Source organism: Paraburkholderia kirstenboschensis (genome assembly GCF_032806925.1).
GTDB lineage: Bacteria > Pseudomonadota > Gammaproteobacteria > Burkholderiales > Burkholderiaceae > Paraburkholderia > Paraburkholderia kirstenboschensis.
Genome location: NZ_CP136513.1, coordinates 1,778,243 through 1,792,822, shown reverse-complemented (window position 1 = coordinate 1,792,822; position 14,580 = coordinate 1,778,243). Strand labels below are relative to the sequence as shown.

Sequence of the window (14,580 nt, the reverse complement as noted above, 5' to 3'; positions counted from 1 at the left end):
TGGCGCACAACGCTTGATTGCCAGCGCAACCACTTGCGCGATCACGAGGAGAACGGGCATGACTTTGCACACGGCCGGGCCGATTGCGGCGACCGTCTATCGCGGCGGTTCGGTAGAAAACACGCACCGCGCGCATGTTGCGGTCGTCGATTCGAATGGCCGCCTGTTGTATTCGTTCGGCGACCCGTCGCGCGTGACGCTGGCGCGCTCCGCCGCCAAGCCCGCGCAAGCGCTGGCCGTGCTCGAAACGGGGGCGCTCGAGCGCTTCGGTTTCGACGAAGCGGACCTCGCGCTGATGTGCGCCTCGCATAGCAGCGAGCCGCGTCATATCGAACGTGCGCGACAGATGCTCGCCAAAGTGCAGGCGAGCGAAACCGACCTGCGCTGCGGTGGGCACCCGCCGCTGTCCGATGCGGTGTATGTCGACTGGATCAAGCGCGATTTCAAACCGGGCGCCGTATGCAGCAATTGTTCGGGCAAGCATGCGGGCATGCTCGCCGGCGCGCGTTCGATCGGCGCGGCGCTGAGCGGTTATGAACAGCCCGAGCATCCGTTGCAGATCCGCGTGAAGCACACGGTCGCCGACGTCTGCGATCTACCGGACGACGGCGTGCAATGGGCCACTGATGGTTGCAATCTGCCCACGCCGGCGTTTCCGCTCGATCGTCTCGCACGCCTATTTGCGAAGCTGGCCGCCGCGCAGGACGAGGTCTCGTCGTCCGTGGCAGCGCCCACTGCGCGGACAGCGGCGCTCGCGCGCATCTATCGCGCGATGACGGCTTATCCGGAGCTGGTCGGGGGCGAGGGCCGCTTCTGCACGATGTTGATGAACGCGTTCGACGGCGCGCTCGTCGGCAAGCTCGGTGCAGACGGCAGTTATGGGATCGGCGTGCGCGCATCAAGTCAGACTGCCGCGCACACGGCCAAAGCGGGCGTACAAGGCGCGCTCGGCATCGCCGTGAAAATCGAGGACGGCAATGTCGGCGTGCTGTACGCGGTGGTTGCCGAAGTGCTGGCGCTACTCGACATTGGGACCGCCGAACAGCGCGCGAAGCTCGACTCTTTCCATGCGCCCAGGATGCTCAACACCATGGGCGTCGCAACGAGCCGGCGGGTCTTCTCCGTTGCGCTCGCCGCGTCCCGATAGGACGCGTGCCGGGCAGCGCCCGGCGCTCACGCGATTTCGTCAGGCCGCGGCTTCTGCGGCGGACATCAACGCGCTACGTATCGCGCTCGCCAGTTCACTGGCCTGAAACTTCGCGACATAGCCGTTTGCGCCGGCGTTCTTCACATGCGCCTCGTTGGCTGCGCCGGTCAATGACGAATGGATGATCACCGGAATGTCGCGGGTCCGCTCGTCGGCCTTGATCTGGCGAGTCAGCATGAAGCCGTCCATCTCGGGCATTTCAAGGTCGGTCAGGACGAGCGCGATGCTGTCCTTGACGCGCGCGCCGTTGCTCTGTGCTTCGTCGGCGACTTGCTGCAAGGTCTGCCACGCCTCTTCGCCGGTCTTGGTCATCACGTATTCGGCGCCGATCGCGGTCAATGCCTGCTCGATCAGCTTGCGGGCGAAGCCGGAGTCGTCGGCGGCAAGAATCTTCGCGCCCGGGCGAATGCCGAGTGCGTCGCCCACGGAGGTCGGGTCCACGCTCGGATGCTGCGAGGGGAACACGTCGCGCAACACCTGCTCGACGTCGATCACCTGCGCGAGCCGCGAATCGCCCGTATTGCCGTCGATCCGCGCAATGCTCGTCACCAGATTGCCGCCTGCCGCGCCTTCCGCGGAGAGCACCTGATTCCACTCGAGGCGCACGATGTCGTCCACTTCCTCGACCGCGAACGCCTGGGTGGAGCGCGCGAATTCGGTGACGAGCAGGATATTCAGGCCGCGCGTGGGCTCGCAGCCCATCAGCCGCGGCAAGTCGATCACGGGAATGATCTGCCCGCGAATGTCGACGGCGCCCATCACGAACGGAGACGAACCGGCGATCGGCGTGACCGGAGGCATCGTCGAAATTTCCCGGACCTTGAACACGTTGATGCCGTAAAGCTCATGCGCGTCACTGCCGGGGACGGAGCCCAGCCGATACAGCAGCAGTTCGAATTTGTTGGAACTCGTCAGGTTGCTGCGTTCGTCGTGCGCGCGGTTATCTGCTGCCATCGAATCTCTCCAGGATTGCGGTGCGTGGCGCGCTCGCGTGGATCGATGCCGACGCGCCTCTTACTTTTTGTTATCGGCGCAGTTGCCGAAAAATTCAGCGCTTTGCCGGATTTCTGCTGGCAATCCCTGGGTGGGCCGCTCCATCTCATTCACGAGACGGCGTCATTCGTGTGAAGGTTACCTAAGGTTACACAAGCCACAGCGTCGTATCACACGGCGCTGGGTCCCGCTTCTAGAATCTCCCCGCGATGAACGGCGGTGCCGCGCGGCGCCGCGCTTCGTTGCCGTTTCGCTTTCAATCCAAGGAGAACGTATGATCCGCTTGCCTCTCGCCACTATCGTCAGCGCCGCTATGGCGAGCCTGCTGGCCGTCGCCACGGCAGCCAGCGCCCAGACGGCGCCGGCCGCCGCGCCGGACGCGGGCCGTCTGCATGCCGCCGACCAGACGTTCATCGCCGACGGCACCAAGGCCGTCGCCACCCAACGCGATGCCGCGCGCATCGCCAACTCGCGTTCCACGGACCGCGACGTCAAGGCATTCGCCGAGCGCGTCTCGACCGATAACGCTAAGATCTCGGACGCGCTTCGCGCGGCGAGCCCGCGCGGCGTCGACGTGCCGAAGAACGACCCTGACACGGCCATGCTCGCGAGCATCAACAATCTGCGTGGCGCCGAGTTCGACAAGGCTTATATCGAGCAGGTCGCGCTCGCCGGCGAGCGGAAGGCGCTGTCGGCGTTCCAGGCCGAAATCGCTTCGGGCCGCGATCCGCAGTTGAAGGATGCGGCGAAAAAGGCGCTACCGACCATTCAGGAGCATTACGCGATGGCGCAGGAACTGGCCAAACGCAAGCATCTGTCGGCGGCGGCCCAGTAAAGCACTGCACGCGTGCCGCCTCGCTGGAGGAAAAGCGGCGCGGCACGCGTTTTTTCCGGATTCATCGCATGAAGAAACCTGCCAATCTGGCGCAACAGCTGGACCATATGCTTAGGCAAGCCGTCGCGCTTCAACAGAACGGCGCATTCGCCGAGGCGCAGGAACTCTATCGCGAGATTCTCGAACTCAAGCCTCGTCATGTCGACGCGCTGCAACTGCTGGGCGCGTTGGCGTTGCAGGGCGGCCGCATCGAAGAGGGCGTCGATCTGCTCTCCAAGGCGCTTGCGGTCAATTCCAAACAGGCCGCGGTTCATTCCAATCTGGCGTACGCGCTAAACGCGCTGCATCGTTTCGATGAAGCGTTGGCCAGTGCCAACCGCGCGCTCGCCTTGCAGCCGCAATTTCCCGACGCGCTGAACAATCGCGGCAACGCGCAGGCGGGCCTCGATCAGCCGCTCGACGCGCTGGCGAGTTTCGACCGGGCGATCGCGCTTGCCGCCGATTTCGCACAGGCCTGGAACAACCGCGCATGCGTGCTGCGCGATCTGGGCCGTCCTGAAGATGCACTGGCTAGCTGCGATCGCGCGCTAGCGTTGCAGCCGGGTTACGCCGAAGCATGGAGCAATCGCGGCAATGCGCTGTCCGACATGAACGAGCCGCAGGAAGCCGAGCGCAGCTACCAGCGCGCGCTTGAACTTGCGCCGGGCTTCGTCGACGCATGGAACAACCTCGGCCTTACGCAGATCGATCAGGGCCGCCATGCGCAGGCGCTTGCCAGCTATCAGCGCGCGCTCGCGCTCGATCCCGAGGCCGCCGAGACCCATTGGAACGAAGCGCTGTGTCTGCTGCAACTGGGGCAGCTCGAAGCGGGCTGGCGGAAGTATGAATGGCGCTGGGAGCGTAGCCGTATCAAGGCGAGCCGGCGCGTCATGGCGCAACCGCTTTGGCTCGGCGACTTCTCGCTCGCGGGCAAGACGATTCTGTTGCACGCCGAGCAGGGGCTTGGCGACACGCTGCAGTTCTGCCGCTATGCGGGAATGGTGGCGAAGCTTGGCGCGAAGGTCATACTCGAAGTGCAGCCCGAGTTGCGACGGCTAATGTCCACGCTCGACGGCGCCGATCAGATCGTCGAAGCCGGCGAGCCGCTGCCGCCGTTCGATTGCCACTGTCCTCTGTTGAGCTTGCCGCTCGCGCTCGGCACGTCGCCCGGCACCATTCCATCGTCCACACCTTATCTTTTTGCGGAGCCCGCTGCGGCGCGCGCATGGGGTGAGCGTGTCGACGCCGACGCACAAGGCCGCCTCAAGGTCGGCCTCGTGTGGGCCGGCGGAAGCCGCCCGCACGTGGCGGAGCTTCGCAAGAACGACGCGCGCCGTTCGCTCACATTCGCGCGCTTCGCGCCGCTTCTCGATGTGCCCAACGTGCAGTTCTTCAGTCTGCAAAAAGGACCGGCGGCGCAACAATTGTCTGCGAGCGAATGGGCCGCGCATGTCGTGGACCACACCGGCGAGCTGCACGATTTCGCCGACACTGCAGCGCTCGTCGCGAACCTGGATCTGGTCATTTCCGTCGACACGTCCACCGCGCATCTCGCCGGCGCACTCGACAAGCCGGTGTGGATCCTGAACCGCTTCGACACCTGCTGGCGCTGGATGCTCGAACGCAGCGACGCGCCCTGGTATCCGCGCGCAAGGCTCTTCAGGCAACCCTCGCTGGGCGATTGGGACAGCGTGATGGAAACCGTGCGCGCAGCGCTCGCCGACCACGCGCTCGCGCGGACCGGCGTAGACTGAACCTCCGTTTAAACGACGGCTATGCCACGGAGATTCATCAATGGAATACAGACATCTGGGTGCATCCGGTTTCAAGGTGCCGGTGCTGAGTTTCGGCACGGGCACGTTCGGCGGCAAGGGCGATTTTTTTCAGGCGTGGGGCTCGACCGACGTCGATGAAGCACGGCGTCTGATCGACATCTGCCTCGATGCGGGCGTGACGATGTTCGACACTGCCGACATCTATTCGCGCGGCGCTTCCGAGTCGGTGCTCGGCGAAGCACTGAAGGGCAAGCGCGACAAGGCGATCATCTCGACCAAGGCGACCTTCCGTTTCGACGACGGTCCGAACAACGTCGGCTCATCGCGCTTTCATCTGATTCAGGCAGTGGACGCAGCGCTCAAGCGCTTGCAAACCGATTACATCGACCTCTTCCAGTTGCATGGTTTCGACGCCAGAACGCCGGTCGCGGAAGTGCTGTCCACGCTCGACGACCTGGTGCGCGCAGGCAAGATCCGCTACACGGGTGTGTCGAACTTTTCCGGCTGGCATCTGATGAAGTCGCTGGACACGGCGGACCGCTATGGCTATCCGCGTTATGTCGCGAACCAGACGTACTACTCGCTCGTGGGGCGCGATTACGAGTGGGAACTGATGCCGCTCGGCGTCGATCAGGGCGTGGGCGCCGTGGTGTGGAGCCCGCTCGGCTGGGGACGTCTGACCGGCAAGATCAAGCGCGGTCAGCCGTTGCCCGATACGAGCCGTTTGCATAAGACCGCCGACATGGGGCCGCCAGTGCCGGACGAGTACTTGTACCGCGTGCTCGACGCAATCGACGAGATCGCCGTGGAAACCGGCAAGACCGTGCCGCAGATCGCGCTGAACTGGCTGTTGCAGCGTCCGACGGTGTCGACGGTGCTGATCGGCGCACGCAATGAAGAGCAGTTGCGGCAGAACCTGGGCGCGATCGGCTGGAACCTGACGCCGGAGCAGGTTGCACGGCTCGATGCGGCGAGCGCCGTGCGGCCGGCTTATCCGTACTGGCATCAGGAAGGATTCGCCGAGCGCAATCCGAAAGCGGTTTAGGCGGACCGTTCGCTGCGCGTTCTAGCGCGTTAGTTCGGCGGCTCGTTACGAGTGCCCGGACTAACGCGCGCCGCAAATCCGTTCAGGCCGCTGGTCTGAGCCGCTTCAGGCCGCTGGAGCCGCGCCCGGCCCACCTCAAGCCAATCCGCCGTTCGCCCGCAGCACCTGGCCGTTGACCCACCCGGCTTCCCGGCTCACGAGGAACGCCACCACAGACGCAATGTCTTCCGGTTGCCCGAGGCGCTCCAGCGGCGGCATCTTTGCAAAGTGTTGAATCTGCTCGTCGGTCTTGCCGTCGAAGAACAGCGCAGTCGCAACCGGTCCCGGCGCCACCGCGTTCACGGTGATGTTGCGCCCGCGCAATTCCTTCGCGAACACGTGCGTGAACGTTTCCACCGCTGCCTTGCTCCCGCTGTAGATCGCGTAGCCGGGCATGTTCAGCGCGACGGTCGTGCTCGAAAAGTTGATGATGCGTCCACCGTCGTTCATGCGGCCCGCCGCTTCGCGCAACGTATTAAAGGTGCCCCGCACGTTGATGTCGAACGTGCGGTCGTACAACTCGTCGCTCGTGTCTGCGAGCGGCGTCGGCTTGATCACGCCTGCGTTGTTGATCAGCACGTCCACTTTGCCCAGTTGCTGCTCGGCGGTTTCGAACATGCGGCGCACGTCCGCAGCCTTCGACACATCGGCCTTCACGGCGACCGCCCGCCCACCGGCCGCGTTGAGTTCGGCGACGAGCGCGTCGGCCTCGCTGGAACTGGACGCGTAGTTGACGACGACCGCAAGACCATCGGTCGAGAGCCGTCGCGCAATGGCGGCGCCAATGCCGCGCGATGCCCCGGTAACGATAGCGACTTGTGCGTTTCTGATCGTGTTCATGGTGCGTTTCCTTTTCGGTATTGGGTTGGTGGGTGAATGATGGACGCTTTGCGCTTCGATATAATCGGGTTAAACTCGCTATCATCATTCGATTCTCTTTAACAATCTCGGCTATATGGACCGTTTCGAAGAAATGCGGGTGTTCGTGCGGGTCGCCGAGCGGCAAAGCTTCACGCGTGCGTCCGACGACTTGCAGATACCGCGCGCCACTGTCACGAACCTCATCAAGCGCATGGAGGAGCGGCTCCGCGCGCGACTGCTGGAGCGCACCACGCGAACGGTTCGCCTGACGCCCGACGGGCAGGCGTATTACGGCCGCTGTGTGCGGCTGATCGCCGATATGGAAGAGGCCGAGGGCTCGTTCTCGAACCTGGCGCCGAAAGGCCTGTTGCGCGTGAATCTGCAAGGCACGCTTGCACGGCACTTCGTCGTGCCGACGCTGCCGGCGTTCCTTGCACGCTACCCCGATATCGAACTGACAATCGGCGAAGACGACCGCCTGGTCGACCTGGTGCGCGAGGGCATCGACTGCGTGCTGCGGGCCGGCACGCTGCAGGATTCGTCGATGGTCGGGCGGCGCGTCGCGCAACTGCAGCAAGTGACGGTGGCCAGCCCGGCCTATCTGGAGAAGTATGGGGAGCCCGCCGATCCGTCGGTGCTCGCCACACACCGCGCGGTCAACTACGTGTCGAGCGCAACGGGCAAGCCGGTGCCGCTCGAGTTCGACATCGAGGGCCGCAATACGCCGATGCTATTGCCCGGCGCGGTGTCGGTGACGGGCGTCGAACTCCATACGGGCTCGGCGGTGGCGGGGCTCGGCATCGTCCAGGTGCCGCGCTATCGGGTGTCGGATGAACTCGCAAGCGGGCGTCTGAAGATCATTCTCGCGGATTTTCCGCCGCCGCCGATGCCGGTGTCCGTGCTGTATCCGCAGAGTCGGCAACTGTCGTCGCGGGTGCGCGTGTTTGCGACGTGGCTGCGCGATATCTTCGAGGCGGCGGGCACGGCGTAAGCGCGCGCCGGCGCGGGTCTCGTGGGATGATGTGCGCCGCACATCGGGTGCGGGACCTGCAAACAAGGGAGCAGCAAGATGATCGATGGACTGGTGAGCGGGCGTCTGTATGGCGAGGCGCAGCTTCGCACGGGGCAAAACGGTACGCGCTTCGTGACCTGCAAGGTGCGCGCGGTCACCAATGACGGCGACACGATTTTCGTCAACGTGATTGCGTTCGATAACGGCGTGCAAACCGCGCTGCTCGCGTTGAGCGACGCGGACAGCGTCGCGCTGAGCGGGGCGCTCACGCCCAAGGTTTGGACCGACAAGAACGGCCTGGTCAAGCCGGCCGTGGACATGGTCGCTCACAAGCTCCTGACGGCCTATGAAGGGCGCAAGGACGGCGACGCCTGACACTGCGCCGGCATGACACGGCGTGGCGCTGACGGCGGCGCGGCGCCCCGACCCGACGTGCGACAAACACGGCCGGTGCGCCTCGTGGAAAACTGTATAAATATACAGTATAGTGTTCAACTGCAAGCGGGGCGCGGCATTAGCGCCTTAGCGCCCGCTTGCACTGAACTTGCGCGGTCGCGAGGCGTCCGTAAGAGGTGGCCCACTCATTCAGACGGTCGGAAAATTGTCATCCAACGGCATCATCAAGATTCGCGGCGCGCGCCAGCACAACCTCAAAAACGTCGATCTCGACGTGAAAACCGGCGAAATGACGGTCGTTACCGGCCCGTCCGGGTCTGGCAAGTCGAGCCTCGTGTTCGACACGCTTTACGCGGAAGGGCAGCGGCGCTACGTCGAAACGTTTAGCGCCTACGCGCGGCAGTTCCTCGATCGCATGGACCGGCCGCAAGTCGACCGGGTCGACGGCGTGCCGCCCGCCATCGCGATCGACCAGACCAATCCGGTGCGTAGTTCGCGCTCCACCGTCGGCACCATGACGGAGCTCAACGACCACCTGAAGCTGCTCTACGCGCGCGCGGCCGAACTGTTCGACCGCAAGACGGCGCATCAGGTGCGTCACGACACGCCCGAAACGATCTACGCCGATCTGCTCGAACGCACGGAGCAGGACGATCCGCGGCTCGTCGTCACGTTTCCGGTCGAGTTGCCGGAGTCGGCGTCTGAGCAAGAAGTGGAGCAATGGCTGTCGGCAAGCGGCTACACGCGCGTGCAGGCGCAGCGCGAGGTCGATTCGCCTACCGGTAAGCGCAAACTGCTGGATGTCGTCGCGGACCGCTTCCGGCTCCGCCAGGCGGACAAGCAGCGCGTAGTCGAGGCGATCGAGGCGTCGCTCAAGCGCGGCGGCGGGCGCGTGAATATTTACGTGCTGCCGCCGGCTCCCGAAGTCCAGCAGGCGCCCGAGGCGCAGCAGCCCGAGCCGCGAATCTGGCGCTTCTCCACGGGCCTGCATAGTCCGGAGAGCGATCTGCGCTACGCTGACCCGCAACCGGCGCTGTTCTCGTTCAACTCGGCCTACGGCGCGTGCGAGGTCTGCCGCGGATTCGGCCGCGTGATCGGCGTCGACCTGGGTCTCGTGATTCCAGACGCGCGCAAGACGCTGCGCGACGGCGCGATCAAGCCCATGCAAACACCGGCGTGGAAGGAGTGTCAGGACGATCTGATGCGCTACGCGGCGAAGGCCGACATCCGCCGCGGCACGCCGTGGGGCGAACTCACGGACGCCGAGCGTGACTGGGTGATCAACGGCTCGCCAGACTGGAATGGCAAGTGGCAAAGCCATTGGTATGGCGTCAAACGCTTCTTCGAATATCTCGAATCGAAAGCGTACAAGATGCATATCCGCGTGCTGCTGTCTAAGTACCGCAGCTACACGCCATGCGAAACCTGCGGCGGCGCGCGCCTGAAAACCGAATCGCTGCTGTGGCGTCTCGGCAGCAAGGCGAATGCAGACGAAGTGCTGACGCCCGCGCAGCGCTTCATGCCGCGCGGCGTCCAATGGAACCGCGCGCAGCTGGAAGCGTTGCCGGGCCTCACCGTGCACGACCTGATGCTGATGCCGATCGAGCGCATCCGCCGCTTCTTCGACGAAATCAGTTTGCCCAGTGCTTTGCTCGACGACGCGCTCAAGCTGCTGCTCGCCGAAGTGCGCACGCGCCTCAAATATCTGTGCGACGTCGGGCTCGGTTATCTGACGCTCGACCGCCAAAGCCGCACGCTGTCGGGCGGCGAAGTGCAGCGGATCAATCTCACAACGGCTCTCGGCACGTCGCTCACGAAAACGCTGTTCGTGCTCGACGAGCCGAGCATCGGCCTGCATCCGCGAGATCTGAACCGGATCGTCGAAGCAATGCATCGTCTGCGGGACGCGGGCAATACGCTGGTGGTGGTCGAGCACGATCCGTCAGTCATGCTCGCGGCGGATCGTCTGATCGACATGGGTCCGGGGCCGGGCGAGCGTGGCGGCTCGATCATTTACGACGGCCCGCCCGAGTCAATCCGCTCGTCGGGCACGCTCACCGGCGAGTACCTCGGCGGCCGCCGGCACGTGGCGGACGCGGCGCACTGGTCGCAGCGCCCGGTCGACGCGAGCACGCCGCGCATCGTGCTCGAAGGCGCGACCGAACACAATTTGCACGACGTGACGGTAGAGATTCCGTTGCAGCGGCTCGTCTGCGTGACGGGCGTGTCGGGCTCGGGCAAATCCACTTTGCTGCAAGACGTGTTGTACCCGGCCATGGCGCGGCACTTCGGTCTCGCCACCGAGTCACCCGGCGCATTTCGCAACCTGACCGGCGCGGACCAGGTCACCGACGTCGTGTTCGTCGACCAGTCGCCGATCGGCAAGACCGCGCGCTCGAATCCGGCCAGCTACGTGGGTGCGTTCGATGAAATCCGCAAGCTGTTCGCGAAGGCGCCGCTCGCGCAACAACGCGGCTATGGCCCGGGCATGTTCAGCTTCAATTCCGGCGACGGGCGCTGCCCGACGTGCGGCGGCTCGGGTTTCGAACACATCGAAATGCAGTTCTTGAGCGACGTGTACTTGCGCTGTCCGGACTGCGACGGCCGCCGTTATCGCGCGGAACTGCTGGAAGTGAAGATCGAGCGCGGCGAACCGGCGCGTGCGTTGAGCATCGCAGACGTGCTGGAACTGACCGTCAGTGAAGCCGTCGCCTATTTTTCGAAGGATGCCGAAGTATTGCGCGTGCTGCAGCCTATCGTCGACGTGGGCCTCGAATATGTGAAGCTCGGTCAGCCGGTGCCCACGTTGTCGGGCGGCGAGGCGCAGCGGCTCAAACTCGCGGGCTTTCTCGCCGAATCCGCGCAGGCGCGCACTGCGCGCGGCGCGAAGCAGGCAGTCGCCAAACGCCTTTTCATGTTCGACGAGCCGACCACCGGCCTGCATTTCGACGACATCGCCAAGCTGATGCAGGCCTTCGGCAAGCTGCTGGCAAGCGGCCATTCGCTGATCGTGATCGAGCACAATCTCGACGTGATCCGCGCCGCCGACTGGATCATCGACCTCGGTCCCGAAGGCGGCGACGGCGGTGGCCGCGTGCTGTGCGCCGGCACGCCGGAAGACGTCAAGAGCTGCCCCGAATCGCATACCGGCGAAGCGCTATTGCACTACGACCGCGCAATGAGCGCGGCCGCGGAGCCTGCCGAGGCGGCTTCGCAAGGCATTCCGTTGCAGAACGCGCTGAGCGCGGCGCGCGCACGCCGCGCAATCGAAGGCGAGGACGTAATACGCATCGTCAATGCGCGCGAGCACAACCTGAAAGCGCTCGACGTCGACATCCCGCATGGCAAGTTCAATGTCATCACCGGTGTATCCGGTTCGGGCAAGTCGACGCTCGCTTTCGACATTCTTTTCCACGAAGGGCAGCGCCGCTATCTCGAATCGCTCAATGCGTACGCGCGTTCCATCGTGCAGCCCGCGGGCCGGCCCGAGGTCGACGCCGTGTACGGCATCCCGCCGACGGTCGCGATCGAACAGCGTCTGTCGCGCGGCGGCCGCAAGAGTACGGTGGCGACCACGTCCGAGGTGTGGCATTTCCTGCGCCTGCTGTATGTGAAGCTCGGTTTGCAGCATTGCATTCATGACGGCACGCCGGTCACGTCGCAAAGCGTCGAGTCCATCGCCGCGCAATTGCTGCGTGACCATAAGGGGCAGCACGTCGGCTTCCTCGCTCCGCTCGTGGTGAACCGCAAGGGCGTGTACACCGATCTCGCGAAGTGGGCAAAGGCACGCGGCAATACGCATCTACGGGTGGACGGCGAATTCGTGCCGGTGGACCCGTGGCCGAAGCTCGACCGCTTCCGTGAGCACACCATTGAATTGCCGGTCGCCGACCTGATCGTGTCGGCGGACAACGAAGCGGAACTGCGTCGCGCGCTCGATCAGACGCTGGAAGTCGGCAAGGGTGTGATGCATCTGCTCGCGCCGCTCGACGGTCTGCATGACGCAATAAACGGCGGGCAGCCTACCGCCAAGCTCGGCGCGGTCAAGGTGCTCTCCACCAAGCGGGCGTGTCCGGTTTGCGGCACGAGCTATCCCGAACTCGATCCGCGCATGTTCTCGTATAACAGCAAGCACGGCTGGTGCACGACCTGCGTGGGCACGGGGCTCGCGCTCACGCGCGAGCAACGCGCCGCGTACGACGACACGATCGTGGTGGACGACAATCGTGGCCGCGAACAAAGTTTGCCGTCGGAAGAGCAGGAACCCGAAGGTCTCGTCGACGAACCGTGTCCGGATTGCGTGGGCACACGTCTGAACCCCACCGCGCGCGCCGTCACGTTCGACGCGCAAGCCATTACCGACGTCGCCCAATGGACCGTCTCCGACACGCGCGCGTGGATCGACGGGTTGCACATGACAGGCCGCGACGCTGAGATCGCGCGCGACGTCGTCAGCGAGATCGGCAGCCGTTTGCAGTTTCTCGAAGAAGTCGGGCTCGGTTATCTGAGCCTAGACCGGGCGGCGCCGAGCCTGTCGGGCGGCGAGGCGCAACGCATTCGCCTCGCCGCGCAACTGGGCAGCAACCTGCAAGGTGTCTGCTATGTGCTGGACGAGCCGACCATCGGGCTGCATCCGCGCGACAATCAGATCCTGCTGAACGCGCTGCGCAAGCTTGGCGACAAGGGCAATACGCTCGTGGTCGTCGAGCACGACGAAGACACGATCCGGCGGGCCGATCACATCATCGACATCGGGCCGGGCGCCGGCAAGCGCGGCGGCACGCTGATCGCGCAGGGCAGCGTGGCGGATCTGTCCGCGCAGCCCGAATCGCTGACGGGGCAGTTTCTCGCAACGCCGATCGTGCATCCGTTGCAGCCGCGTCGCAAAGTCGTCGCGCCAAGCAAGCGCGCGGCAGCGGTGCCTGAGAACTGGCTGACCGTGCACGGCGGCAAGCTGCACAATCTGCGCAACGTCACCGTGGGCATTCCACTGTCGCGGCTCGTCGCGGTGACGGGCGTCAGCGGCTCAGGCAAGTCCACGCTCGCGCGTGACGTGCTCATGGCGAATCTGCTCGACGCAGTTGGGCGCTCGGTGTTGTCGTCGCCGGCTACGCGTCGGGCGCGAGCGGCGGCAGAAGAGAAGCCCGCCGCGAACCGTCGTTCGAGCGTGCTCGCGCGCACCGCGCCGCGTGCTCCGCTGAACGTCACGCATGCGTGGCAGGGCTGCGACTCGATCACGGGTTGGGAAAGCATCGACCGTGTGCTCGAAGTCGATCAGACGCCAATCGGCAAGACGCCGCGCTCGTGTCCCGCGACGTACATCGGCGTGTGGGACGCAATTCGCAAGCTGTTCGCCGGCACGCTCGAAGCGCGCGCCCGGGGCTACACGGCATCGCGCTTCTCGTTCAACACCGGCGAGGGCCGTTGCCCAGCTTGTGAAGGGCAAGGCGTGCGGACCATCGGCATGAGCTTCCTGCCGGATGTGAAGGTGCCGTGCGATGTCTGCCACGGGCAGCGCTTCAATCCGGAAACGCTCGCAGTGACGTGGCGGGGCAAGAATATCGGCGACGTGCTCACCATGGAAATCGACGAGGCTGTCGAGTTCTTTGCGCCGATCTCGAACATTGCTCATCCGTTGCAGTTGATGAAAGACGTGGGGCTCGGTTACCTCACGCTCGGTCAGCCGTCGCCTACCTTGTCTGGCGGCGAGGCGCAGCGCATCAAGCTCGTCACGGAGTTGAGCAAGGTGCGCGACGACATTACGCGGCGAGGTCAAAAACCGCCGCATACGTTGTATGTGCTCGACGAGCCGACGGTCGGCCTGCATATGGCCGACGTCGCGAAGTTGATTCGCGTGCTGCATCGTCTCGCTGACGGCGGCCATAGCGTCGTGGTGATCGAACACGACCTCGATGTGATCGCGGAGGCGGACTGGATCATCGACCTCGGTCCCGAAGGCGGCGTGGGCGGCGGAACGATCGTCGCTGCTACGGACCCCGAAGGAATCGTGCAGGTTCGCGCGAGCCACACCGGCGCAGCGTTAAAGCCTGTGCTCGACCGTGCCGCGAATGACGGCACTCGCGCTGTGCCCGTCGAAGCGGGCGAGGGCACCAACGGGTAACAGATTCTTCAGATCGCGCAGCAGCAAAAAGACAGGGCCCGCATTGCCAATCAGGCGATGCGGGCCCTTTCCATTCCACTAGAGCATGTTTAGCTCAAGACGGCGTTCTGTTTAGTGCATTGTCAAATCGTCGTATATCGCAAGACGCGGTCAACGCACGTGCGAATTCGAAAAGCTTTAGAACATCCCGTCTAAAGATCGGGCAGTGCCAGATTGAAACAGTGTCATCAAAAAAAGTTTGACGACCGATTTTGATT

Annotated in this window: 9 protein-coding genes; 7 read left to right on the top strand and 2 right to left on the bottom strand. The window is 64.5% G+C overall.

Annotated elements, in window-relative coordinates; translation table 11 throughout:
• Positions 1-58 precede the first annotated feature (58 nt).
• The gene (locus tag RW095_RS30595; protein WP_317022443.1) at positions 59-1,147 is read left to right on the top strand and encodes an asparaginase; all 1,089 of its coding nucleotides are present in this window, start codon (positions 59-61) and stop codon (positions 1,145-1,147) included.
• Positions 1,148-1,186: 39 nt separating this feature from the next.
• On the opposite strand, the gene RW095_RS30590 is transcribed toward RW095_RS30595, so the two are convergent.
• Positions 1,187-2,161 carry a chemotaxis protein CheV gene (locus RW095_RS30590; protein ID WP_128589974.1) on the bottom strand — a complete coding sequence of 325 codons (975 nt, stop codon included), beginning with the start codon at positions 2,159-2,161 and terminating at the stop codon, positions 1,187-1,189.
• Positions 2,162-2,474: 313 nt separating this feature from the next.
• Between RW095_RS30590 and RW095_RS30585 the strand changes: the two genes are divergently transcribed.
• The 3 genes from RW095_RS30585 to RW095_RS30575 all read left to right on the top strand — a co-directional run bounded on the left by RW095_RS30585 (position 2,475) and on the right by RW095_RS30575 (position 5,894).
• Positions 2,475-3,035, top strand: a complete 561-nt coding sequence (locus RW095_RS30585; protein WP_317022442.1) for a DUF4142 domain-containing protein — start codon at positions 2,475-2,477, stop codon at positions 3,033-3,035.
• Between the two features lie 68 nt (positions 3,036-3,103).
• Positions 3,104-4,828: a tetratricopeptide repeat-containing glycosyltransferase family protein gene (locus RW095_RS30580; protein ID WP_317022441.1), complete on the top strand. Its 1,725-nt coding sequence runs from the start codon at positions 3,104-3,106 to the stop codon at positions 4,826-4,828.
• Between the two features lie 40 nt (positions 4,829-4,868).
• Positions 4,869-5,894 (top strand): aldo/keto reductase, encoded by a 1,026-nt coding sequence (locus RW095_RS30575; RefSeq protein WP_317022440.1) that lies wholly within the window; start codon positions 4,869-4,871, stop codon positions 5,892-5,894.
• A 135-nt stretch (positions 5,895-6,029) separates the two neighbouring features.
• Here the strand turns inward: RW095_RS30575 and RW095_RS30570 are convergent, their stop codons facing one another.
• Positions 6,030-6,773 carry an SDR family oxidoreductase gene (locus RW095_RS30570; RefSeq protein WP_317022439.1) on the bottom strand — a complete coding sequence of 248 codons (744 nt, stop codon included), beginning with the start codon at positions 6,771-6,773 and terminating at the stop codon, positions 6,030-6,032.
• A 115-nt stretch (positions 6,774-6,888) separates the two neighbouring features.
• Between RW095_RS30570 and RW095_RS30565 the strand changes: the two genes are divergently transcribed.
• From RW095_RS30565 to uvrA, 3 genes are all read left to right on the top strand, one after another.
• A complete protein-coding gene (locus tag RW095_RS30565; RefSeq protein ID WP_317022438.1) occupies positions 6,889-7,785 on the top strand; it encodes a LysR family transcriptional regulator in 897 nt (298 codons plus the stop codon).
• 78 nt (positions 7,786-7,863) lie between these two features.
• Positions 7,864-8,181 (top strand): single-stranded DNA-binding protein, encoded by a 318-nt coding sequence (locus tag RW095_RS30560; protein ID WP_317022437.1) that lies wholly within the window; start codon positions 7,864-7,866, stop codon positions 8,179-8,181.
• A gap of 226 nt (positions 8,182-8,407) precedes the next feature.
• Positions 8,408-14,323: an excinuclease ABC subunit UvrA gene (uvrA, locus tag RW095_RS30555; RefSeq protein ID WP_317022436.1), complete on the top strand. Its 5,916-nt coding sequence runs from the start codon at positions 8,408-8,410 to the stop codon at positions 14,321-14,323.
• The last annotated feature ends 257 nt before the right edge of the window (positions 14,324-14,580 follow it).